The 23,575-nt window shown below is 65.1% G+C and carries 20 protein-coding genes; 11 read left to right on the top strand and 9 right to left on the bottom strand.

The genetic code is table 11. The features are described from left to right. Positions 1 to 168 precede the first annotated feature (168 nt). Entirely contained in the window at positions 169 to 1,650 is a 1,482-nt protein-coding gene (locus KHP60_RS10650; RefSeq protein WP_213563875.1) for an ABC transporter substrate-binding protein, read from the bottom strand. A 199-nt stretch (positions 1,651 to 1,849) separates the two neighbouring features. On the opposite strand from KHP60_RS10650, the gene KHP60_RS10645 reads away from it, so the two are divergent. Next, positions 1,850 to 2,137 (top strand): DUF2218 domain-containing protein, encoded by a 288-nt coding sequence (locus KHP60_RS10645; protein ID WP_213563874.1) that lies wholly within the window; start codon positions 1,850 to 1,852, stop codon positions 2,135 to 2,137. Between the two features lie 237 nt (positions 2,138 to 2,374). Here KHP60_RS10645 and KHP60_RS10640 read toward each other — a convergent pair whose 3' ends face one another. The 3 genes from KHP60_RS10640 to KHP60_RS10630 all read right to left on the bottom strand — a co-directional run bounded on the left by KHP60_RS10640 (position 2,375) and on the right by KHP60_RS10630 (position 6,437). Beyond that, complete coding sequence (locus tag KHP60_RS10640) at positions 2,375 to 3,124, bottom strand: SDR family oxidoreductase (RefSeq protein ID WP_213563873.1); 750 nt, start codon at positions 3,122 to 3,124, stop codon at positions 2,375 to 2,377. A 210-nt stretch (positions 3,125 to 3,334) separates the two neighbouring features. Continuing rightward, on the bottom strand, positions 3,335 to 4,807 hold the full coding sequence (locus KHP60_RS10635; protein WP_409366274.1) for an aldehyde dehydrogenase family protein: 1,473 nt from the start codon (positions 4,805 to 4,807) through the stop codon (positions 3,335 to 3,337). A gap of 13 nt (positions 4,808 to 4,820) precedes the next feature. Beyond that, positions 4,821 to 6,437: an ABC transporter ATP-binding protein gene (locus KHP60_RS10630; RefSeq protein WP_213563872.1), complete on the bottom strand. Its 1,617-nt coding sequence runs from the start codon at positions 6,435 to 6,437 to the stop codon at positions 4,821 to 4,823. Positions 6,438 to 6,849: 412 nt separating this feature from the next. Between KHP60_RS10630 and KHP60_RS10625 the strand changes: the two genes are divergently transcribed. Next, the gene (locus KHP60_RS10625; RefSeq protein WP_213563871.1) at positions 6,850 to 8,277 is read left to right on the top strand and encodes a coniferyl aldehyde dehydrogenase; all 1,428 of its coding nucleotides are present in this window, start codon (positions 6,850 to 6,852) and stop codon (positions 8,275 to 8,277) included. A gap of 162 nt (positions 8,278 to 8,439) precedes the next feature. On the opposite strand, the gene KHP60_RS10620 is transcribed toward KHP60_RS10625, so the two are convergent. Beyond that, entirely contained in the window at positions 8,440 to 10,548 is a 2,109-nt protein-coding gene (locus tag KHP60_RS10620) for a sensor histidine kinase (RefSeq protein WP_213563870.1), read from the bottom strand. A gap of 159 nt (positions 10,549 to 10,707) precedes the next feature. Between KHP60_RS10620 and KHP60_RS10615 the strand changes: the two genes are divergently transcribed. The 3 genes from KHP60_RS10615 to KHP60_RS10605 all read left to right on the top strand — a co-directional run bounded on the left by KHP60_RS10615 (position 10,708) and on the right by KHP60_RS10605 (position 15,816). After that, positions 10,708 to 12,519, top strand: coding sequence for an ABC-F family ATP-binding cassette domain-containing protein (locus tag KHP60_RS10615; protein WP_213563869.1), 1,812 nt, complete (start codon positions 10,708 to 10,710; stop codon positions 12,517 to 12,519). Positions 12,520 to 12,764: 245 nt separating this feature from the next. Continuing rightward, positions 12,765 to 13,730 (top strand): DUF6454 family protein, encoded by a 966-nt coding sequence (locus KHP60_RS10610; protein WP_213563868.1) that lies wholly within the window; start codon positions 12,765 to 12,767, stop codon positions 13,728 to 13,730. 829 nt (positions 13,731 to 14,559) lie between these two features. Further along, positions 14,560 to 15,816 (top strand): glycosyltransferase, encoded by a 1,257-nt coding sequence (locus KHP60_RS10605; protein WP_213563867.1) that lies wholly within the window; start codon positions 14,560 to 14,562, stop codon positions 15,814 to 15,816. A gap of 107 nt (positions 15,817 to 15,923) precedes the next feature. Here KHP60_RS10605 and KHP60_RS10600 read toward each other — a convergent pair whose 3' ends face one another. After that, entirely contained in the window at positions 15,924 to 16,151 is a 228-nt protein-coding gene (locus KHP60_RS10600; RefSeq protein ID WP_409366277.1) for a dodecin, read from the bottom strand. A gap of 55 nt (positions 16,152 to 16,206) precedes the next feature. Next, positions 16,207 to 16,980, bottom strand: coding sequence for a tellurite resistance TerB family protein (locus KHP60_RS10595; RefSeq protein ID WP_213563865.1), 774 nt, complete (start codon positions 16,978 to 16,980; stop codon positions 16,207 to 16,209). Positions 16,981 to 17,172: 192 nt separating this feature from the next. On the opposite strand from KHP60_RS10595, the gene KHP60_RS10590 reads away from it, so the two are divergent. Then, positions 17,173 to 17,709, top strand: coding sequence for a DUF4142 domain-containing protein (locus KHP60_RS10590; protein ID WP_213563864.1), 537 nt, complete (start codon positions 17,173 to 17,175; stop codon positions 17,707 to 17,709). Positions 17,710 to 17,813: 104 nt separating this feature from the next. Here KHP60_RS10590 and KHP60_RS10585 read toward each other — a convergent pair whose 3' ends face one another. After that, positions 17,814 to 18,029, bottom strand: coding sequence for a hypothetical protein (locus KHP60_RS10585; protein WP_311924879.1), 216 nt, complete (start codon positions 18,027 to 18,029; stop codon positions 17,814 to 17,816). A gap of 92 nt (positions 18,030 to 18,121) precedes the next feature. Next, entirely contained in the window at positions 18,122 to 19,141 is a 1,020-nt protein-coding gene (locus KHP60_RS10580) for a fumarylacetoacetate hydrolase family protein (RefSeq protein ID WP_213563863.1), read from the bottom strand. Positions 19,142 to 19,214: 73 nt separating this feature from the next. Between KHP60_RS10580 and KHP60_RS10575 the strand changes: the two genes are divergently transcribed. From KHP60_RS10575 to KHP60_RS10555, 5 genes are all read left to right on the top strand, one after another. Next, positions 19,215 to 20,303: a TRAP transporter substrate-binding protein gene (locus KHP60_RS10575; protein WP_213564006.1), complete on the top strand. Its 1,089-nt coding sequence runs from the start codon at positions 19,215 to 19,217 to the stop codon at positions 20,301 to 20,303. Between the two features lie 201 nt (positions 20,304 to 20,504). Further along, the gene (locus KHP60_RS10570) at positions 20,505 to 21,008 is read left to right on the top strand and encodes a MarR family winged helix-turn-helix transcriptional regulator (protein ID WP_213563862.1); all 504 of its coding nucleotides are present in this window, start codon (positions 20,505 to 20,507) and stop codon (positions 21,006 to 21,008) included. Next, complete coding sequence (gene maiA / locus KHP60_RS10565) at positions 21,005 to 21,631, top strand: maleylacetoacetate isomerase (RefSeq protein WP_213563861.1); 627 nt, start codon at positions 21,005 to 21,007, stop codon at positions 21,629 to 21,631. Before KHP60_RS10570 ends, maiA begins: the two co-directional genes overlap by 4 nt. Positions 21,632 to 21,720: 89 nt before the next feature. Further along, on the top strand, positions 21,721 to 22,836 hold the full coding sequence (gene hppD / locus KHP60_RS10560) for a 4-hydroxyphenylpyruvate dioxygenase (protein ID WP_213563860.1): 1,116 nt from the start codon (positions 21,721 to 21,723) through the stop codon (positions 22,834 to 22,836). A 497-nt stretch (positions 22,837 to 23,333) separates the two neighbouring features. Continuing rightward, positions 23,334 to 23,575: porin (locus KHP60_RS10555; protein WP_213563859.1), on the top strand; the 242-nt coding region annotated here is incomplete at its 3' end.

The raw sequence follows: 23,575 nt of genomic DNA, 5'->3' as shown, positions 1-23,575 counted from the left end.
TCGGGGAGGGGGTAGGGGCGGGAATGACACCCACCCCGTCATGGCCGGGCTTCTCCCGGCCATCGCGATCGGAAAGGCGTGGCGTCTCTCACATCGGGATCACCGGCACAAGGCCGGTGATGACGTGGAGAATCCTCCTGGAGGACGGCGCGAGAATACGCGCCGGTTTCACTCCGTCCAGGACACTTCCGTCACGTCGTTCGACGGGATCGGCGAGTTCTCCCACAGGCCTTGCACCTTCGCGTTCCACACGCCGAGCTTCGGCAGCTGGAACAGGAAGAGGGCAGGGACGTCCTCGGCCAGGATCTTCTGAGCCTCGGCATACTTGGCGTAGCGCGCCTTCTCGTCCGTGGTCTTGGCGGCTTCCGCCAGAGCGGTCTTGAACTTGTCGTTCTTGTAATTGAAGTAATAGCTGTCGCGGGCGAAGATATCGATGTCGAGCGGCTCCGTGTGGGACACGATGGTGACGTCGTAATCCTTGTTCTTGAAGACCTCCTCGATCCACTTGGCGGGAAATTCCGTCGGGACGATCTTCAGGTCCACGCCGACCTCGGCCATCATGGCGGAGAGCAACTCCGCCGAGCGGCTGGCATAGGCCATCTGGGGCGACTTGATGGTGATCGACAGGCCGTTGCCGTAGCCCGCTTCCTTCAGGAGCGCCTTGGCCTTCTCCACGTCGTAGGGAACGATGTTGGTGGTGTCCACGAAGGCCGGATGGTTCGGCGAGAAGAAGCTGCCGATGGGCTGGCCGAAGCCGGAATAGGCGCCCTCGACCAGCGCCTTGCGGTCCACCGCGTGCATGAGGGCGCGGCGCACGCGCACGTCGTCGAAGGGCTTCTTGGCGCTGTTGAGGCCCGCCACGGTCTCGCCTTCCGTGTTGCCGGCCACCGCCTTGAAGCGCGAATCCTTCTGGAACTCGGCGAAGAGTTCGGGGGCTGCGAGATTCGGAAAGGCATCCACATCGCCCGCTTTCACGGCGGCGACCTGGGCCTGCGAGTCGCTGATGAAGCGGAAGGTGACGTTGTCGAGCTTGATCTTGTCCTTCTGCCAGTAATCCGGATTGCGCACGAGCTCGACCCGATCGCCGCGCGTCCAGGACTTGAACTTGAACGGCCCCGTGCCGACCGGATTGGCGGCATTGCCGGCCGCCGTCTCCGGCGCCACGATCACCGCGTCGCCCCAGCCGAGATAGTAGAGGAAGTTGCCCGAGGTTTCCTTCAGCTTGATCACCACGGTCGCCGGATCGGGCGTCTCGATGGAGGCGATCGGCGCGAAAATCTGTTTCTGGGCGTTGGTCGATTTCGGATCGCGGGCGCGGTCGAAGGCGAATTTCACGTCCGCCGAATCGAAGGTCGAGCCGTCGTGGAACTTCACGCCCTCCTGCAGGCGGAACGTGTAGGTCAGGCCATCGGGGGAGACCTCCCAGCTCTTCGCCAGGAGCGGCTGAACCTTGCCGGCCCGGTCGATGCGCACGAGGCCTTCGTAGAGGTTGACCCAAGTGACTTCGCGGATGGCCACGGGAGCGGCAACCGTCGGATCGAGGCCCGGCGGTTCGATGGGCATGCCCACCACGAGGGAGGTCTTGGCCGCAAAGGCCGGGATGACGCTGACGGAGAGGAGCAGGGCGGCAGTCAGGAGGCGCTTCGTCATCAGGGCTTGAACTCCATCAAGGTCATGGGCTGCGACAGGTCGCGGTGAGCCCAGCTTACGCGGGACCGCGCCGGATGGAAGATGCTCATTACCGATTCTTCACTTAACTTCACCGGGACCGAAGCCTAAGCATCGGGGTGGATAGATCCGCCGGAGCCGGATGTTTCAGGGCGATTGGCGGAATGAAAGGCTTGAAGTTATGGCTCTTGAGACCGCCCGGGTGCCCACCGCCAACGGTGCCAGATACCTCCAGCAGCTCTGCAAGCACTGGAGCCACAAGCTCGACGTTCAGCTCTCGGAGAACGAAGGCATCGTCCGCTTCCCGGCGGCCGTCGCGACGATGAAGGCGGATCCCGATGCCTTGACTGTGAACGTGGAAGCCGAGGACGACGAGACGCTCCAGCGGATGAAAGGCGTCGTGGCCTCGCATCTCGACCGGTTCGCCTTCAAGGAGGCTCCGCTGCCGTTCGAGTGGTCGAAGGCGTGACAAGATAGCTTCGTGTCATCCCCGGCGGCCGCAGGCTGGGAAAGGGATCCATAGCGTAAGCGTACGGGTGGATTCCCTTCCCCTCCGCTGACGCTCCGGCCGGGAATGACACCCGGGCACTAGTCCGCTTGGCGTCATGGCCGGGCTTGTCCCGGCCACCTCGATGAAGAGCGATGCGCTTTTCACATCGGGATCACCGGCACAAGGCCGGTGATGACAGAGAGGGTACAGTCTGGGTCAGATGCACCGCCCGCCATCGACCTCCAGCACCACGCCGGTGATCATGCTGGCTTCGTCGGAGGCCAGGTAGAGGGCCGCGTTGGCGATGTCCTGCGGGGTGGAGAAGCGGCCGAGCGGGATCGAGTTGACGAACAGCTCGCGCTTCTGGGGCGTGTCCTCGCCCATGAAGGTGGCAAGCAGGGGCGTCTCGCCGGCCACGGGGGCGAGCGCGCAGACCCGGATCCTGTTGGGAGCCAGTTCCACGGCCATGGATTTGGTCATGGTGTGCACGGCGCCCTTGGTGCTGTTGTACCAGGTGAGGCCGGGACGCGGGCGCAGGCCCGCCGTCGAACCGACATTGATGATCGCGCCGCCGCCCTGGTTCTGCATCAGCGGCACGGCCGCCTTGGCGAAGAGATAGATCGACTTCACGTTGACGGCGAAGACCCGGTCGAACTCGTCTTCCTCCACCTCCAGCATCGGCCGGTTGCGATGGCTGATGCCCGCGTTGTTGACGACGATGTCGAGCTTGCCGAAGGCGGCAACGGTCTTCTCCACCGCGGCATTCACATCGGCGGCCCTCGACACGTCGGCGGCAAGGCCGATGGCGGCCGGGCCGATCTTCTCGGCTGCGCTCTTGGCGGCTGCCTCGTTGATGTCGATGATGGCGACCTTGGCGCCCTCGCGGGCGAACGTTTCCGCGATGCCCAGACCGAATCCGGAGCCGGCGCCCGTGACCAGCGCCACCTTGCCTTCAAGGCGATTCATGTTTCTTCCCTTTCAACGTGTGCCTTTGCCTCCTCACAAGGGTGGAGGAGGGTTACCTGGGCTTTCTGATTCAGCTCAGACTTGCCGTACATTCCCTCCGTCGTCATCACCGGCCTTGTGCCGGTGATCTCGATCGGTGAGGCGCAGCGCCCTTCCGATCGGGATGGCCGGGACACGCCCGGCCATGACGTGCGGAGGTATGATCCTTGCCTACCCGTGCGCGATGACGAGGGTCTTCGTCGTGGTGAACTCGATCAGCCCCTCGAAGCCCTTCTCGCGGCCGTGGCCCGAGCGGCCGAAGCCGCCGAAGGGCAGCTCGATGCCGCCGCCGGCGCCGTAGCAGTTCACGAAGACCTGGCCCGCGCGCGTGGAGCGGGCGACGCGGGTCGAGCGCATGGCGTCACGGGTCCATACGCCCGCGGCAAGCCCGAAGGGCGTACCGTTCGCCAGCCGGATCGCCTCCGCCTCGTCGTCGAAGGGCGTCGCCACCAGAACCGGGCCGAAGACCTCTTCCTGCGACAGGATGCTCTCGTGCGGGACCGGGGCCAGGAAAGCCGGAGCCACGTAATAACCGCCTGCCGGCGCATCAGGCGCCACCGCGCCTTCGCCGATGATGTTCAGCCCCTCGTTGCGGCCGCGCTCCAGGTAGGCAAGGACGCGGCGCTGCTGGGCCTGGTTGATCATCGGACCCAGATCGGGCTCGTGCTCGGGATGTCCGGCGCGAAGTGCGCGGAAGCGCTCCGCCACCGCATCGACCACATCCTGGAAGATGCCGCGCTGGATCAGAAGGCGGCTGCCGGCGGAGCAGGTCTGGCCGCCGTTCTGGATGATGGCGTTGACGAGGGTCGGCAGGGCGCGCTCGAGATCGGCATCGTCGAAGACCACCTGGGCCGACTTGCCGCCGAGTTCGAGGGTGACGCCCACATGGTTCCTCGCCGCCGCCGTCTGGACCGCCGTGCCGGTCTCCGGGCTGCCGGTGAAGGACAGGAAGTCGATGCCGGGATGGGCGGAGAGCGCAGCACCCGCCGTGCGGCCGAGGCCGGTCACGACGTTGAGCGCGCCATCGGGGAAGCCGACTTCGCGGGCGAGCGCGGAGACGCGCAGGATCGTCAAAGACGCATCTTCCGCAGGCTTCACCACGGTGGCGTTGCCGGCGGCCAGAGCCGCGCCGACTGAGCGGCCGAAGATCTGCATCGGGTAGTTCCAGGGCACGATATGCCCGGTCACTCCGTGCGGCACCCGCTCGACGCCGATGAAATGGGTGTTGAGATAGGGAATCACGTCCCCGTGCAGCTTGTCGGCGGCGCTGCCGTAGAACTCGAAATAGCGGGCGAGCGCGATGGCGTCGGCGCGCGACTGGCGCAGCGGCTTGCCGTTGTCGCGGCTTTCCAGGATAGCGAGTTCGTCGGCATGGGCCTCGACCACTGCCGCGAGCTTCATGAGCAGGCGCCCACGCTCCGTCGCCGTCAGCTTGCCCCAGGCGCCTTCGAAGGCGGCACGGGCTGCCGTGACGGCTTCATCAATGTCCTGGGCCGTCCCGGCGGCGATCCGGGCCAGCAGCGAGCCATCGATCGGGGAGAGCACGTCGAGATTCATGCCGTCCGAAGCCGGGCGGTCGCGCCCGCCGATGAGGTTCTGGAATACCATGTTGGGCGCGAGCGTCGCGCTGACCTGATCGTTCACGGTTGTCGTCTCCCTAAATCATCTTGTTCATGCCCGGCACGGCGGCCAGGAGCTGGCGCGTATACGCGTCCCGCGGGTGGGCGAAGAGTTGCGCGGTTTCCGCCATCTCCACAATCCGCCCTTTTTGCATGACTGCTACGCGGTCGCAGATCTGGGCGGCCACCCGTAAGTCGTGGGTGATGAAAAGAATGGCAAGACCGAGTTCCTCCTGCAGCCCCCGGATCAGCCTGAGAATCTCGGCCTGAACCGACACGTCGAGGGCGGAGACGGCCTCGTCCGCCACCAGCACGTCGGGCCTCATGGCGAGCGCCCGGGCAATGCCGATGCGCTGGCGCTGGCCGCCGGAGAATTCGTGCGGATAGCGCTCGATGGCCTGGACGGGCAGGCCGACCTTCTCCAGGAGGATGCGGGCCTCGTCCATGGCCTTTGCCGGGTCTTCCCCCTGCGTGATCGGCCCCTCGGCGATGATGCGCCCGACGGTGCGCCGCGGGTTGAGGGAGGCGAAGGGGTCCTGGAACACCATCTGGATCCGGCGGCGGTAGGGGCGCAGATCCCGCTGGGACAGGGCGCCGAAGTTCAGGTCCCCGATCTCGATGGCGCCCCCGTCCGGCTCGATCAGGCGCAGCACGCATCGCCCTACGGTCGATTTGCCGGAACCGGATTCGCCCACGAGGCCGAGGGTCTCGCCGCGTCGGATATCGAAGCTCACCGCGTCTGCCGCCTGAACCTCGCGGCTCTTGCGAAAGAAGCCTCGCCCGCCGTAGGTCTTGGTCAGGGCGTCGACCTTCAGGGCGATGGGCTCACCCGTGAGCTGCTTCGGGGCCGGAGGGGTCAGCGAGGGCACCGCCGCCAGCAGGCGCCTGGTGTAGGGGTGCTGCGGGCGGGTCAGCACCTCCTCGGCCGTTCCCTGCTCGACGAGCTCGCCATGCTGCAGCACGGCGACCCGGTCGGCGATCTCGGCCACCACGCCGAAATCGTGGGTGATGAACAGCACCGCCGTGCCCTTCTTGCGGCGCAGGTTGTCGATCAGCTTCAGAACCTGGGCCTGGGTCGTCACGTCGAGGGCTGTCGTCGGCTCGTCGGCAATCAGGAGTTTCGGCTCCAGGGCAAGCGCCATGGCGATCATCACCCGCTGGCGCTGGCCGCCGGAGAGCTCGTGCGGATAGGCCTTCGCGATCAGCTCGGGGTTCGGCAGGTTGACCTCGGCGAGGAGGTCGAGCACCCGGCGGTCGCGCTCGGCGGGATTGAGCAGGTTGTGGGCGCGAAAGGTCTCGGCGATCTGGTCCGACACCCGCATTACCGGATTGAGCGAGGTCATCGGCTCCTGGAACACGGTGCCGACCTCCCGGCCGCGCACGTCGCACCAGCCCGCCTCGTCGAGACTGAGGAGATCGCGGTCGCCGAGCCTAATCGAGCCGGACAGGACCCTGACGCCGTTGGGCAAGAGCCCGATGGTCGCCATGGCGGTCATGGACTTGCCGGAGCCGGACTCGCCCACCACGCAGAGCGTCTCGCCCGGGTTGATGGCCAGCGACAGGTCCTTGATCGCATGCTGACGGTCGGCCAGGGCGGGAAGGCCGATGGAAAGGTTCTCGATCGACAGCACGGGGGAGGGGCCGCTCAAACTCATGCTCCTGCTGGAGGGACTGAAGGCTCATCCTTGCGATCTCTGCCGCTTCGTCAATCCGTCTTGGCCGATGCCATGTTGAGAATGGTTTCAGCTCCGCCATATCATTCCGGGTGAGCTCGGCTCGTGATTGCGCTAAAGCGAAGCATTCGGAGTCTGGCCGAGATGGGAACTGAAGGCTCACCAGCCTTTCGTGGACATCTTGAGTGCCATTTTCACGCACGTCATGGCCGTCCCCGGACTTGATCCGGGGATCAGTCCCGGCCATCCCGATTCTGTGAAGCGCAGTGCTTTTCGGATCGGGATCACCGGCACAAGGCCGGTGATGACGAAGGTGCTAAATGTCCGGCCAGACTTTCAGGATGACGTTGTGCACTGACGAGCTGGACCCTGCTTACGTGGAGCCTTTGATCCTTTGCACGATGCCCTTCCCGATCCGGTGAGAGACCGGCTGCAGGCCTGTCTGAAGGCGCAGCGCGCCGCCTTGGCCGATCATGGGCCTCTGTCGCCTGAGCGCCGGGCCGCGTGTCTCGACGGGCTGGCCGACGCCCTCATCCGTCACGCGGACGATTTCGCGAGGGCCACCGCGGCCGATTTCGGGCACCGCTCCTTTCACGAGACGAAGCTCGCCGACATCTATTCCGTCGTAGCGGCCCTGCGCCATGCGCGAAAGCAATTCCGCCGGTGGATGAAGCCGCGGCGGCGGCCGATCGAATGGATGTTTCAGCCGGGCCGCGGGTGCGTTCTTTACCAGCCCCTCGGCGTCGTCGGCATCGTCGGACCCTGGAACTATCCGGTCCAGCTCACCCTGTCGCCGCTTGCCGGCGCGCTGGCGGCAGGGAACCGGGCCATGATCAAGCCGTCCGAGATCACGCCTCGGACGTCGGCTCTGCTGGAACAGGTCATCGGCGAGGTGGTCGATCCCTCCGAGGTCGCGGTGGTGCAGGGTGGGCCGGAGGTGGCGAGGGCTTTCGTACGGTTGAAGTTCGATCACCTGTTCTTCACCGGCTCCACATCGACGGGGCGTCAGGTCATGCAGGCGGCGGCCGAGAATCTGACGCCGGTGACGCTGGAGCTGGGAGGAAAATCTCCCGCTCTCGTGATGGCGGATTATCCAGTCGACAAAGCGGCCGAACGCATTGCCGTGGGCAAGCTGTTCAGTGCCGGGCAGACCTGCATCGCGCCCGACTACGTGCTCGTGCCCCGCGACAGGCAAGAGGCATTCATTGCGGCTTTTCGAGACGCCGTGGCGCGGCTCTATCCGACGCTTGCCGCCAATCCCGATTACACGGCCATCGTCAACGAGCGCCATTACGAGCGCCTTCAGCATCTCGTCGCGAATGCCCGATCCTGCGGCGCTTCGGTTCACGAAATCAATTCGGGCGGCGAGACCTTCGATCCGGCGCAACGGAAGATCGCTCCCGTCGTCCTGACGGATGTGCCGGATCATGCGCTTGTCATGAGCGAGGAAATCTTCGGCCCCGTGCTGCCCGTAGTTGCGTATGACGATGTCGACGACGCCTGCCGCTTCATCGCCGCGCGGCCGCATCCGCTGGCGCTCTATCCGTTCAGCCACGACCGGAAGACGATCGATCGCATTCTCGAGCGGACCCTGTCGGGCGGCGTCGCGGTCAACGAGACGCTCCTCCATTGCGTGCAGGAGGAACTGCCCTTCGGCGGCGTGGGAGCGAGCGGCATGGGAGCCTATCATGGCGAGGCCGGCTTCCTGACCTTCAGCCACGCGAGGTCCGTTTTCCACCAGGCCCGATTCAACGGAGCCGGCATGACGAGCCCGCCTTACGGCAGCCGCATGAATCGTCTCCTGTCCATGCTGCTGCGCTAAAGCATCGGACCCAAAAGCGGATTTGCACTTTTGGGTCCGATGCTTTCTCCATAAAATGAGAGCATCGTTGTGCGCGGAAAAACCGGGTCCACTTTTCCGCACGATGCTCTAGCGCAGCGTGCGGGGACGTGGATCCGGTTTCCCGCTCTAAGAGTGCGAACCCTACGAAGGAAGCACCGGATTGATTCCAAAAGTGGAATCCACTTTTGAGTCCGATGCTCTCGAGGTGTGTGCCAGAGGCACGGAAATGTCGTAGGCGACGCCGCCTTCCGCGAAGTTGAGAACCATGTAGCCGCCCAGCTCCCCCTCGATGCTGCGGCGGATCAGGCGCGAGCCGAAGCCCTGGCGTTTCGGCGGCGCTACCGGGGGGCCGCCGCTCTCCGTCCAGCAGATGCGCAGCTGGTCCGGACGATCCTCGTTCTCGACGACGGTCCAGGTCATTTCGAGATGTCCCGCATTGGTCGAGAGCGCCCCGTATTTGGCGGCATTCGTCACCAGCTCGTGCAGCACGAGGCCGAGGTTGATGGCGTAGCGCGCCGGCAGCCTGACATTCGGCCCGTCGAGAACGACCCGTTCGTCGCCCGGCTTGCGATACGGGGCCAGTTCCTGCTCCGCCACGTCGCGCAGCTCCGCCTCGCGCCAGGACTTGCGGGTCAGCAGGTTGTGCGTTTTCGAGAGGGCGAGCAGGCGGCCCTCGAACGCTTCCTTGAACTGTGCCGAGGTCTCCGTGGTGCGCAGGGTCTGCGAGGCGATGGACTGCACGGTGGTCAGCGTGTTCTTCACCCGGTGGTTCAGCTCGTCGAGGAAGAAGCGCTGCTGCTCCTCCGCGTGCTTCTGTTCGGTGATGTCCTGGAAGATGCCGATGAAATAGACCGGCCTTTTCTGAATGTCGAAGAAGACCCGACCCTTGGAGTTGATCCATCGAAGATCGCCGTTGGGGAGCCGGATGCGATACTCGTCCTGGTAGTCGCCCTGGTTCTTGACGGAATCGTGCCATTTCTGAACGACGCGATCCAAGTCCTCGGGATGGAGGATGTCCAGCCAGTGCTGGTGATCCATGATCTCGCTGGCATGGGCAAGCCCGAGCATGGCGGTCGCCTGGCTGGACCAGCCGCCGACCCGCTTGTTGGGATCGTACCACCAGGTTCCCATATGGCCCGCTTCCAGGGCTAGGCGCGCACGCTCCTCGCTGGCCTGCAGGGCGTGCTGGCGCTCCGCCACGTTGTCCATCAGGTCGTTGAACGCCCGTGCCAGGATGCTGAATTCTCCGGACTTCCCCGGGAGATCGATGCGCGCCTGGTAATCGCCTTGTCGCCAGGCCCGGATGCCGTTCGTGACGATCTCGAAGGGCTTGGTGATGAAGGCGCGGCTGAGCAGGGCGGACAGGGACAGGGCCAGGATGAGCGCGGCCGCGATCAGCATGAAGCCCCGTCGTGCCGCCTGATTGATCGACGCGAAGGCGGCCTTCGTGGAGAGGCCCACATTGATGTAGATGTCCCTCGGCGGAACCGCGATCGGAATATAGCCCACGATGCGCTTGACGCCGTCGGTGCTGACGGTCTCTGCGGTGCCGATGGTCCTTGCCTTGGCTTGAGCCTGGTACTCCTGGGGAAGCAGCTTTCCGAGCATGCGTTCCGGCTGAGGGTCCTGCACGATCACGATGCCTCTCCGGTCGGCGATCGTGACCGAGCCGTTCTCCGGGACCGTGCGCTCCTTCACCTTCTGATTGAGCCATGCCAGGTCCAGGGCAGCCGCCAGGACGCCGACCACGTCACCCCTGTCGTTCCAGATGGGCAGGGCCAGGGGAAGCACGGGATGGCGATCGAGCCCGCCCTCCTCGAAGACAGGCGTATATTCTCCGACGACGAGCCCCTTCCTGGCTAGGGCCTCGTGAAAGTAGGGCCGGTCGGCGAAATAGTGCTGGGTATCGATGGTCCCGAGCGGACGGCATCGGATATGCCCGCTGATGTCCATCGCCACGAAGGAAAGGATATAGGGGACCTTTTCCTGAATGGCCTTCAGGTAGGGGCTGCAGGCGGCCGTGTCGAAGGAGCGGATGGACGGGGTCTCGTCCACGGCGAGCAGAAGGCTGTGGATGCCGTCGAAGACCCTCTCGAGTTCCGCGCCCACGAGCTGAGCCTGCCTGATGGCGAGGTCGTTCACCTCGGCCTCCCGGGCCCGACGCAACGAGACTTCCGTGTAGGTCCAGATCACGATCGCCGGCAGAACCGAGATCAGAGCAAGAAGAAGCAGACGCCTCGTCAGTGTCATTCAAACGCTCAGCTTAACATCGGAAGGGGATCACAAACTTCAGAGACCGTCCACCCTTCTCGCGCATGGTCCGGGAAAAATGGCCCGGTTCTCCGGACCATGCTTTAACCGGCGCGAGCGGTCTTGCATCTGCGACTAAGAGGTGTCAGGTGAGCGGCAATGGCGCTTCCTCCTCTTCTTCTCCTCCAAGACATCGCTCTCACCTTCGGCGGCACCCCGCTGATCGAGAGCGCCGAGCTATCCGTCTCCCAGGGCGAGCGGGCCTGCCTTGTCGGCCGCAACGGCTCGGGCAAGTCCACCCTGCTCAAAATCGCCGCAGGCCTCATCGAGGCGGACCACGGCAAGCGCTTCGTGCAGCCGGGAGCGACCGTGCGCTATCTCGCGCAGGAGCCGGATCTCGCCGCCTATCCCACGACGCTCGCCTATGTGGAGGCGGGTCTTGGACCGGGCGACGATCCCTACCGGGCGCGCTACCTCCTGGAGCAGCTGGGTCTGACCGGAGACGAGAAGCCCGCCGACCTTTCCGGCGGCGAGGCCCGCCGCGCTGCGCTGGCCCACGTGCTGGCGCCCGAGCCCGACATCCTGCTGCTCGACGAACCGACGAACCATCTCGACCTGCCGGTCATCGAATGGCTCGAAGGCGAGCTGAAGAGCCTGCGCTCGGCGCTGGTGCTCATCAGCCACGACCGCCGCTTCCTTGAGAGCCTGTCCCAGGCGACGGTCTGGCTCGACCGGGGCAGGACCCGCCGCATGGACCGGGGCTTCGCCCATTTCGAGGAGTGGCGTGATCAGGTCCTGGAGCAGGAGGAGGCCGAGCACCATAAGCTCGGCCGCAAGCTCGTGGCCGAGGCCGACTGGCTGCGCTACGGCGTGACGGCACGGCGCAAGCGCAACGTGCGGCGCCTCGGCAATCTCCACGCCATGCGCCAGCAATACCGCGAGCGCACCCGCGCCGTCGGCACGGTCTCCATGAGCCTCGCCGAGGCCGAGCAGTCCGGCACCCTCGTGGTCGAGGCGGAGGGCATCTCGAAGACCTATGGCGACCGCGCGATCGTCTCGAACCTTTCCTTACGCGTCCTGCGCGGCGACCGCCTCGGCATCATCGGTCCGAACGGCGCCGGCAAGACCACCCTCATCAACATGCTCACCGGAGTTCTGGAGCCGGACGAGGGCCAAATTCGCCTCGGCTCCAACCTGCAGATGGTCACCCTCGACCAGCGCCGCGCGAGCCTCGATCCCGACGCCACCGTGACCGAGACCCTGACCGGCGGGCGCGGCGACACGGTCACCATCGGCGGGCAGACCAAGCACGTCATCGGCTACATGAAGGACTTCCTGTTCTCGCCCGAACAGGCTCGCACCCCGGTGGGCGTGCTCTCGGGCGGCGAGCGCAACCGCCTCATGCTGGCCCGCGCGCTGGCCCAGCCTTCGAACCTCCTGGTGCTCGACGAGCCGACCAACGACCTCGACCTGGAAACCCTCGACCTCCTGGAGGAGATGATCCAGGATTATTCCGGCACCGTGATCCTGGTCAGCCACGACCGCGACTTTCTCGACCGCACGGTGAGCTCCGTCCTGGTGTCGGAAGCCGAGGGGCGCTGGCTCGAATATGCGGGCGGCTATACCGACATGGTCGCCCAGCGCGGCCGCGGGGTTCAGGCCCGCGTGGTCGAGAAGGAGGCAAAGCCCAGGAGCGCCGACAGGCCGGCGGCCTCGGCTCCGGCCCGGGACAAGCGCAAGCTCTCCTTCAACGAGCAGCACGACCTCAAGACCCTGCCGAAGCGCATGAGCGAGATGGAGGCCAGGATCGCCAAGGTGCAGGAGATCCTCGCCGATTCCGAGCTCTATTCCCGCGACCCCGCCCGCTTCCAGAAGGCCATGGATGCGCTCACGCAGCTGCAGGCGGAGCTGCACGCGGCCGAGGAGCGCTGGCTGGAGTTGGAGATGCTGCGGGAAGAGCTGGAGGGGTAGGGCGTTCGACACGACCCTTCGATGCCGCACGACGCGCTCGAGAGTTCATGACCTCACCCCGTCATCACCGGATCTGTGCCGGTGATCCCGATCGGAAGGACACGGCGCTTCACGGCATCGGGATGGCCAGCACAAGGCCGGCCATGACGAGGAGGGACGGAGCGGATTTGCAGAGAATCCATACGCGACACTAAAGTGACATCACCCGTTCGATAGAAGCGGATCGTCATTGAAGGAGGAACGCCATGGACTGCATTTCGAGACGTCGCCTGACTGCGATTCTGACAGTTCTCTGTCTCGGGGTCGCGCCCGCGGCTCTGCAAGCCGCGGAGCCGGACCGGGATGTTCTGGCCGACCGCGTGACGAAACTGTCGCGCGGCACGCAGTGGAAGCCCGTGTCGGCCGTTCCGGTCAATTTCCTGACCCATCACCCGCAGGGCATGGTGAAGATCGGCGACACGCTGTTCGTGTCGTCTGTCGAGATCCAGCAGCCGACGAAGCGCTTCCCGCAGCCGGTGGACGGATACGACCGCGACACAGGCGCCGGCGTCGGGCATCTGTTCAAGATCGACATGAAGGGCAACCTCATCGCCGACATCACCCTCGGCGAAGGCACGATCTATCATCCGGGCGGGATCGATTACGACGGGAAGTATATCTGGGTTCCGGTGGCCGAATACCGGCCGAACAGCCGCTCCATCGTCTACCGCGTCGATCCAGAGACCATGAAGGCCGAAGAGATGTTCCGCTTTGCCGATCACGTGGGCGGCGTGGTGCACAACACCGACGACAAGACCCTGCATGGGGTGAGCTGGGGCTCGCGCCGCTTCTACCGCTGGTCTCTCGACGACAGCGGAAAGCCTACGAACGCGAATGAAAGTCCCGAGAAGCTGAGGACGCTCAACACGTCGCATTACCTCGATTATCAGGACTGCAAGTATGCCGGCAAAAGCCGCATGCTGTGCTCCGGCGTGACCGAGATGCGGCTCACGCCCGAGGCGGCCCCGTTCCGCCTCGGCGGGCTCGATCTCGTCAACCTCGCCGACGGCCGCCCGATCTTCCAGACGCCCGTGCTGCTCTGGACCGCCGCCGGAATGGACATGACCCACAACCCAGTCTGGATGGAAGCGAGCGATACGGGCATCCGCGGCTACTTCATGCCCGAGGACGACAAGTCGACGCTCTACATCTATGAGACCGAGGTGAAGTAGCGCTCGAAACGAACGACAACGCTTCCGTCATCACCGGCCTTGTGCCGGTGATGACGGTTGTTTGAAGCGCTGCGCCTCACCGCATCGGGATGGCCGGGTCAAGCCCGGCCATGACGGGGAGGGTGTGACGAAGGCGGGTGCGGGACGAAAAAGTGTGTGACCCAGGACAGTGTTATGCCCCACCGCGTCATCACCGTTCCAGTCCGGTCATCACCGGCCCTCGGACTCTCCGACGTCACCTCCACCTCCGACGTCATCACCGGGCTCGTCCCGGTGATCCCNGTGACCCAGGACAGTGTTATGCCCCACCGCGTCATCACCGTTCCAGTCCGGTCATCACCGGCCCTCGGACTCTCCGACGTCACCTCCACCTCCGACGTCATCACCGGGCTCGTCCCGGTGATCCCGATAGCCTGAAGCACAGCACCTCTCAGCATCGGGATGGCCGGCACAAGGCCGGCCATGACGTGGAGAGTGTCATCCGCGGCGATCCACGACTTCGGAGACACCGACCTCCTCAGGATGAGGGAGAAGAGGTGGGATGGAGGCGTGCCGGGCCGGGGCTGATGACATGTAAAGCGAGGTTCTTCCGCAAATGGTCTGAGAGGCCGCCCAACCGGGCGGGCTTCTGCTGCACGCACGATCGAAGTGCTCGATTAGGCTCGACGCCCCGCGCCATGGCCCGGCGGGCGACCGTTCGCAGCTTGGAGGGAATGAAAGGAAGCTCATCACTCTCCATTATTGTTTTGTAGCGGACCCCCGGCTTGCGGCAAGCCCCCGGTCGTGCGCCATAAAGCGGCCCTCGATCAAACCTGAGGGAGCCGTGAAGATGCGAGTGCTGTTGTCGACCTACGGGTCGCGGGGAGACGTCCAGCCGCTGGTGGCGCTCGGCCTGGCCTTGTGGACGCTCGGCGCGGAGGTGCTGGTCTGCGCTCCGGCCGATGCGGAATTCCTGGAGCTGCTGGACCGGGTGAACCTACCGCTGGCGCCGGCCTTCATGCCTGTGCGCCAATGGATAAGGACGGCGAAGCAGTCGGGCCTGAGCCTGCCCCAGCTGGCGGCCCGGATGGTCCCGGCCCAGTTCGATGCGATCGCTGCGGCGGCCGAGGGCTGCGATGCCATCGTGGCAACCGGCCTGTTCCCATCTCTGGCGGCCGCGCAGTCGGTGGCTGAAAAGCTGGACGTCCGTTTCGTCTGGGCGGCCTTCTGCCCGCTCATGGTGCCGTCTCCGCACCACCCGCCGATGCCGTATCCCGGCTGGCCGCACCCGCCGGAGGTGACCGACAACCTGGCCCTGTGGGAGCACAACGCCGAGGCGATGAACGCGCTCTTCGGCGCGGCGGTCAACACTCACCGGGTGTCGATCGGCTTGCCGACCCTCGACAACGTGCGGGACCATGTCTTCACGCATCGTCCGTGGCTGGCATCGGACCCGATCCTGAGCCCATGGCGGCCGACCGACCTTGTCGACACCGTGCAGACCGGCGCGTGGATCCTGCCGGACACGCGCCCGCTTCCGGCCGAACTGGAGGCGTTCCTCGAGGCTGGCCAGCCCCCGGTTCATGTCGGCTTCGGCAGCATGGCCATGCACGGCTCGGAAGACCCCGCCCGCGCCGCCATCGAGGCGGTGCGCGCGCAAGGCCGCCGCGTGATCCTCGCCCGGGGCTGGGCCGCTCTCGCGCCGATCGACGATCGGGACGACTGCATTGCCATCGGCGAGGTCAACCAGCAGGCGCTCTTCGCCCGGGTCGCGGCCGTCGTGCACCATGGCGGCGCCGGCACGACCACGGCAGCCGCCCGCGCCGGCGCGCCCCAGGTGGTGGTGCCCCAGGTCGCCGACCAGCCGTATTGGGCCAGCCGTGTCACCGAATTAGGGATCGGCGCGGCGCACGACGGCCCGGTTCCGTGCACCGCGTCGCTCCTGGCCCCGCTCAGGCTGGCGCTGGCCCCGGACACCCGCGAGCGCGCGGCCGCCATCGCCGAGACGATCCGCAGCGACGGAGCGAGAATAGCGGCCGAAATGCTCGTCGCTGCGATCCGTGAAGGGGTGCGGCAAACCCGTTTGGACGGGCACATCGCGAGATGAGTGGTCGCAAGGGCCTGGGAGGGGCTCTCACGGGGAGCTTTGCCCGCTCCACGACTGATCCTCCGGTCAGGTGCGAGGACCGGAATGACCCTCGGCGGAGCTGCGAACTACTCGCCCGCCTCCAGGGTGAACCCGGCCTTGAGCACCACCTGGTAGTGGCGGACCTCGCCATTGTCCACGTGGCCGCGGGTCTGGATGACCTCGAACCAGCGCAGGTTTCTCAAGGATTGGCTTGCCCGCCGGATCGCCGTCTGGATGGCATCCTCGATACTGGTCTCGGACGAGCCGACGAGTTCGACGATCTTGTAGACATGGTCGTCCATGGCGCGCTCCATATGTCGTGAAAGCAGATGTGGCTTCATGGGTGCCCATGAAGCCTTCTTGGTGGGATCAGGCTGCCGTTCCGCCGGCGACGGTCCGGCGCACGGCGCCGATGTGGGCGTCGAGATGGGTCACCAGATCGGCCGGCAGGTCCATGAGCGCGACGAGGCGGTCGAGATAGGCCTTCTCCTCCGGCGTGTCCGCATCCCCGATGGCGACCCGCGAGGCCACATAGAGTTCGGCGGCCTGCTCCTTCGTCTTGGGGAGGCGGGCGATGGCGGCCGCATCGGCGGGCTTGCCCATCATGTCGAGCAGGAAGCCCTTCTCCTCGTTGCCGAGGCCGAGCTGCTGGATCTGCTCCTGGATGCGCGTGCTTTCCTCACCGTCCAGGTGCCCGTCGGATTTCGCCGCCGAGATCATGGCCTGCACCAGGGCGAGACCCATCTCGTGGCCTTCCTTGTCCTTTTCCTCCTTCAGATGGAAGCCGCTGCCCGCCGGCGGCTGCGAAGGGAGATTGCCGGGCTGGCTGGCGCCCGGTGCCTGTTTGGTCTGCCAGTCCTGATAGGCCTTGAAGGCGACGCTCGCGAGCACCGCAAGCCCGCCGGCCTTCATCAGCGAGCCGCCGGCGGAGCGCCCGCCACGCGATCCCAGGATCAGCGACAGGAGGCTTCCCGCCGCAAGGCCGCCCATGCCGCCCGGGATCTTCGAGCCGAGCCCGCCTGACCCGCCGAGGATGCCGCCGAGGCCTCCCATGCTGCCCGAGCCGCCCTGCTGATGCGTCCGCTGGCCACTGTGCGAGCCTTGATTGCGCATCAGACCATCCAGGATGCTGCCGAGATTCATGTTCACTCTCCCTGTGCCGAGGATCTGCAGCAGGAAAAGGCAGGGGATTCCCAAGAGTTCCGCGTTCGGCACGCCAGGGTTCACGGATTCGTCAGGGCCGGGACGGCGTGTTCGGAACTTCGAAGCCTGCTTCATCGTTGGGGAGCCGTCAGCTCGGCCATACAGGACCGGGTGGAGGAAGGACTTCCCGTGATGAACTTCAAGGTACTGTTTGTTTCGAGCGCCCTTGCGCTCGGTGTTGCAGGCTGCATGACGCCGATGGGATCGGCTCCTGCTCCTGCCCCCATCGCCGTCACCAGCGCGGCGGAATTCGTGCCCACAGCAACATCCTCGAACCTGTTCGAGATCGAGTCGAGCCGTCTGGCCCTGCAGCGTTCGCGCGATCCCGAGGTCCGCCGCTTCGCCCAGCAGATGATCCGCGATCACAACGCCGCCTCCCGGCGCATGACGTCCGTCGTACGCCGTGCCGGTCTCCCGATGTCTCCGCCCGCCATGAACGCCAAGCACCAACAGATGCTGGCGACCGTTCAATCCGCGTCCGACTTCGATGCGGCCTATGTGAACGCCCAGCTCATGGCGCACCAGGAGGCGGTGGCCCTGTTCACGTCCTACTCGCAGAACGGCGACGTCCCGCAGCTCGCCCAGTTCGCCGGCGCGACCCTGCCCACCCTGGAAATGCACCTCGAGCATGCGCAGAGCCTCGGCGGCGGCACGGCCCGCGCCATGTAAGGCTTCCCGCTGTTTTCAAGTCTGGCCGCCGGAAATCTTCCGGCGGCTTTCTTGCAGGATCAGCCGTCCATGAACTCGATCCTGTTCCCGACAGGATCCGACACCTAGAACCGGCGGACATCCGGGATGGCATCGTCCCAGGAGGGCTCGAAGCCGGCTCCCGTCAGCAGATGTGCCAATCCATCGAGGTCGTCGACGGCAATGGCCGGATGCGCCTTGCGGGCCGGCTGGAAAGCGTTCTCGATGCCGAGATGGATCCGCACGGATCCCTTCTCCAGCCAGAGGCCGCCGCGCCGCGCGAGGGCCGGAGGCTTCGGCACCTCCCGCATCCCGAGAAGACCGACATAAAACGGCCGGCACCGATCTTCCGCACCTTCCGGAATGGCAAGCTGGACGTGGTCGATGCGCAGAGTCAGCCCTCTTGCCGGAGGGCTCGCACCTCCTGCTCGATGGCGCCGAAGATGGAGTGGCCCTGTCGGTCCTTCATCTCGATGCGGATCGTGTCGCCGAAGCGCATGAACGGCGTTCTGGCTTCGCCCTGGAGGATCGTCTCCACGGTGCGCAGCTCCGCGATGCAGGAATAGCCGAGCCCGCCCTGATCGATGGGTCTGCCCGGCCCGCCGCTCTCGTCCTTGTTGGAGACCGTGCCGGAGCCGATGATCGTGCCCGCTCCGAGCGGCCGGGTCTTGGCCGCGTGGGCGATCAGGGTCGGAAAGTCGAAGGTCATGTCCACGCCCGCATCGGGCTTGCCGAAAGGCTTGCCGTTGAGGCTGGAGAGCAGGGGCAGGTGGAGCTTGCCGCCGTCCCAGGCCTCGCCGAGCTCGTCGGGCGTGACGGCCACGGGCGAGAGGGTGGAGGAGGGCTTGGCATGGAAGAAGCCGAAGCCCTTCGCCAGCTCGGCGGGAATCAGGTTCCTGAGGGAGACGTCGTTGACGAGGACGATCAGGCGGATGGCCCTGGCCGCGTCCTCCCTGGTCGCGCCCATCGGCACGTCGCCGGTGATCACCGCGATCTCGGCCTCGAAGTCGATCCCGTGCGCCTCGTCGGCCGCCAGGATCGGCTCCCGCGGCCCGAGGAAGGAATCGGAGCCGCCCTGGTACATGAGCGGGTCGGTCCAGAAGGAAGCCGGCATCTCGGCGCCGCGGGCCCTGCGCACCAGCTCGACGTGATTCACATAGGCGGAGCCGTCCGCCCATTGATAGGAACGGGGCAGGGGCGAGGCGCAATCGTGCTCGTGAAAGCGGAAGGCCGGGACGGAACCGTGCTCCAACTGCTCCGCGAGGTCTCGCAACCGAGGCTCGACTTTTTCCCAATTGTCCAAGGCTTGCTGAAGCGTTGGAACAATGAAAAAAGCATCCGTCGCGCGGGTCAGGTCTTTCGACACGATGACGAGGCGGCCGTCACGGCCTTGGTTGAGGGAAGAGAGCTTCATTGCCACCGACCGGGTTGTTATGGTCCATTCAACTTGCAACAGAATGCTTTCCGGGGAAACGCCAATGACGACGATGAAGAGAAGAAACTTTCTGAAGGGGGCAGGGCTCGCGGCTGCGGCCGGCACGGTGGCGGCCCCGGCGATCGCCCAGAGCATGCCGGAGATCCGCTGGCGTCTGACTTCGAGCTTCCCGAAATCCCTGGACACGATCTTCGGCACCGCCCAGACCTTCTCCAAGTACATGGCGGAAGCGACCGACAACAAGTTCCAGATCCAGGTCTTCGCCCCCGGCGAGATCGTCGGCGGCCTGCAGGCCATGGACGCGGTGCAGAACGGCTCGGTCGAATGCGCCCACACCCCGCTCTACTACTACATCGGCAAGGAGCCGGCGCTCGGCATGGGCACGGGCCTGCCCTTCAGCCTCAACGCGCGCCAGCTCCATTCCTGGTGGCACTTCGCCGGCGGCAAGGAGATCATCAACGAGGTGATGGGCAAATATAACTGCACCTCCCTCGTCTGCGGCAATTCCGGCGCCCAGATGGGCGGCTTCTTCCGCAAGGAAATCAATACGGTCGACGACCTGAAGGGCCTCAAGTTCCGCATCGGCGGCCTGGGCGGGCAGGTGCTGGCCAAGCTCGGCGTCGTGCCGCAGCAGATCGCTCCCGGCGACGTCTATCCGGCGCTGGAACGCGGAACCCTCGACGCGGCCGAGTTCGTCGGTCCCTACGACGACGAGAAGCTCGGCTTCCTCAAGGTCGCCAAGTACTACTACGCTCCCGGCTGGTGGGAGGGCGGCGCCATGCTGCACCTCGTGGTCAACCAGCAGAAGTGGAACGAGCTGCCGAAGCAGTACCAAGCCATCATGAACCAGGCTACGGAAGCGGCGAACAACTGGATGCTGGCCAAGTACGACGCGGTGAACGGCCAGGCCCTGCGTCGCATGGTCGGCGCAGGCGCGGAGCTGCGCACCTTCTCCCCGGCCATCATGGACGCCTCGCTGAAGGCGGCGAACGAGCTCTACTCCGAGCTCTCGGCCAAGAACGCGGACTTCAAGAAGGCCTACGATTCCATGGTGGCCTATCGCAACGATGTTCTGCCCTGGTGGCAGCTCAATGAATATGCGTTCGACACCTTCATGATCCGCACCCGCGGGCGGGCATAGGCCGAAGGCGTCCAGGCTCCTAGGGCCATACGTCTCGGCAGCATCCGCGGCGCTGCGGGACAGTAGATCCCCATCGACGGCGCTGCCGGTCACCCCGGCCGCGCCGTTTTTGTTCGGCCAAGCTTGACCCAAGGTCAGAGAATCTCGTTGCCGGTGCAACGAATTGTGCTATTGGTTGCCTGTGCAACGATTGGCATGGCGATGGCAACTGGATCTGCAGCGAAGAAGAGCGAGCCCGAGCCGCTGGTCATCCTTGAGCAGTTTCTGCCTTACCGGCTCAATGTTCTGGCGGGATTGACGTCGAGCGCGCTCGCCCAGATCTACGCCGATCGCTTCGGTCTCTCGATCCCCGCATGGCGCGTGATCGTGACCCTCGGGCAATATGAGGCCCGCACGGCGCGGGACATGGCACCCGACGGTGTCATGCACAAATCGACGGTCTCTCGCGCGGTCTCGGCTCTCGAGAAGCGGGGTCTCGTCGTTCGCCGCCCCAATCTCGACGATCGCCGGGAGGAATGGCTGGCCCTGACACCGGACGGGCGGGCGATCTACGAGGCGGTGGCTCCCGAGGCACTTGCCGTCGAGGAGCGTCTCCTGTCGGTCCTGACGCCGCAGGAACAGAAAACGCTTGCTGCCTTGATCGACAAGCTCACCCGGCAGGCCCGGGTGCTGGCGCCTCAGAGCGCCGAGGAGGGTGACTCGTGAAGCTCTATACCTATTTCCGCTCATCCGCGGCCTACCGGGTCAGGATCGCGCTCAACCTGAAGGGCGTGACGTACGAATCCGTGTCGATCAATCTGCTGAAAGGGGAGCAGCGCGAGGAGAGCTACAAGGCCGTCAATCCTCACAAGCGCGTGCCGTCCCTCGACATCGGCGCCACGACGCTTATCCAGTCTCCGGCCATCCTCGAATATCTCGACGAGGTTTATCCGGAGCCTCCCTTGCTGCCGGTCGGTGCGGTGACCCGTGCCAAGGTGAGGGCGATTGCCAGCCTGATCGCCTGCGATATCCATCCGCTCAACAATTCCGGAACGCTGGCCTATCTCAAGAACCAGCTCGGGCATGACAAGGCCGCTGCCGACGAATGGTATGCCCATTGGGTGCGGGAGGGATTCGAGGCCATCGAGGCTCTGCTGGGGCCCGGACCCTATGCCTTCGGTCCCCGGATCACGCTGGCCGACGTCTATCTCGTGCCGCAGGTCTTCAACGCACGGCGCTTCAACATCCCGCTCGATGACTATCCGAAGATCGCAGCGGTGGATGCGGCATGCGCCGCGCACAAAGCCTTCCAGGACGCCGCTCCGGCCAATCAACCCGACGCAACCTGAAGAAGAATCGCATCCGTCGCAGGGCGAATGCGTTGTTCCCACAAGCAGAGGCCTCTCGACCGGCAGAGAGGCACAACAGGAGGATAATCATGGGACCGTTCCCGCACGATGCGCCGCCAGCCGCCATCTCCGAAGAGAACCCCATGGGTACGGACGGCTTCGAATTCGTGGAATTCTGTCATCCCGACCCGCAGGCCCTGGATCGTCTCTTCAAGACGATGGGCTTCAGCGCGGTCGCCAAGCACCGTTCGAAGAACGTCATGCTCTATCGCCAGGGCGACATCAATTTCATCGTCAACGCGCAGCCGGGCTCCTTCGCCAAGCGTTTTGCCAGCCAGCACGGCCCGTCGGCCCCGGCCATGGCCTTCCGCGTGGCCGATGCGAAATATGCTTATGACCGTGCGCTTTCCATGGGTGCCAAGCCCGTGCAAACGCAGATCGGCCCGAACGAGCTCGAAATCCCCGCCATCGAGGGAATCGGCGGCTTGCAGATCTATTTCGTTGATCGCTATGGCGCGAAAGGCTCCATCTACGATGTCGACTTCGAGTGGCTGGGCGAGCCCGATCCGAAGCCGAAGGGCGTCGGCCTCTATTACATCGATCACCTGACCCATAACGTCTATCGCGGGCGCTTGAACGAATGGGCGGGCTTCTACGAGCGCCTCTTCAACTTCCGCCAGATTCGCTACTTCGACATCGAAGGCAAGCTGACGGGCCTGCACTCCCGCGCCATGACCAGTCCGGACGGCAAGATTCGCATCCCGATCAACGAGGACGCGGGCGAGACCGGGCAGATCGAGGAATATCTGCAGGAGTACAAAGGCGAGGGCATCCAGCACGTGGCTCTCGGCTCGCACGATCTCTACGAATCCATCGAGACGCTCATCGAGGGCGGGCTCGAGTTCATGCCCGCCCCGAACGAGATTTATTACGGCCGCATCGACAAGCGCCTGCCCAGCCATGAGGAGCCTCTCGAGCGCCTCAAGAGAAACGGAATCCTGATCGACGGAGAGGGCGTGGTCGAAGGCGGCTTCACGAAGGTGCTGCTCCAGCGCTTCGGCAAGACGGCCATCGGGCCGATCTTCTTCGAGTACATCCAGCGCAAGGGCGACGACGGATTCGGCGAGGGCAACTTCAAGGCCCTCTTCGAATCGATCGAGGAAGACCAGATCCGACGGGGCGTGATCGGCCCGAAGGTCGCTTAGGCGGGACTTGTCTTGCGATTCGAGAAAGGCCGGGTTCGCCCGGCCTTTTTCTTTGGCTGCGGACAGGCGGTTGTCGAAATCGTGACCGGCGTTATTCACAGGTGGGAGTTATCGTCCACCTCAGCAGGTCCCCTGTCGGCGTCTCCCGAGGGGCGGATGGACAATGACCAAACCCTTTTTCCTTAAGGATTTGTGGAGTCCAGGGGCAAAGTCTTAACGAGACGTAAAGAAGCCGGCTTTGAACGTTGCGTTTGTGCAACATGCCCCTGAAAACCCCCCTCTCTTGCCCGTTTTGCGCCTTCATTCAGTTGCTTGCGGTCCAGTCCTGGATAATGTGGCTGCAGCGACGGGGGCACCCCAGTCGTCATCACGGCGAGTTCGACCAAAAAGGCGGCTCGCCGGGTACTAGGGGAAAAGGGACGTGTTTAGGGCTTCGTTGAAGACTCGAAGCACAAAAACCCGGCCCCCCAGGGTCTCGAAACTTTGGAGGTTTAACCATGAAGCTCGCTAAGAGCCTCTTCCTCGGATCGGTCGCGGGTCTCGCGGCTGTTGCCGGAGCTCAAGCCGCCGACCTTCCCGCGAAGAAGGCCGCTGCTGTCGAATACGTTCGCGTCTGCTCCACCTACGGCGCAGGCTTCTTCTACATCCCCGGCACCGAAACCTGCCTCCGCGTCGGCGGCCGTGTTCGCGCCGAGTTCCGCTACCTCGAGCCGACCGACCGCTCGCAGGACGCCATCGG

The organism is Microvirga sp. 3-52 (assembly GCF_018383585.1).
Taxonomy (GTDB): Bacteria; Pseudomonadota; Alphaproteobacteria; order Rhizobiales; family Beijerinckiaceae; genus Microvirga.
The sequence above is the reverse complement of the archived record's forward strand: the minus strand, read 5'-3'. Positions and strand labels throughout refer to the sequence as shown.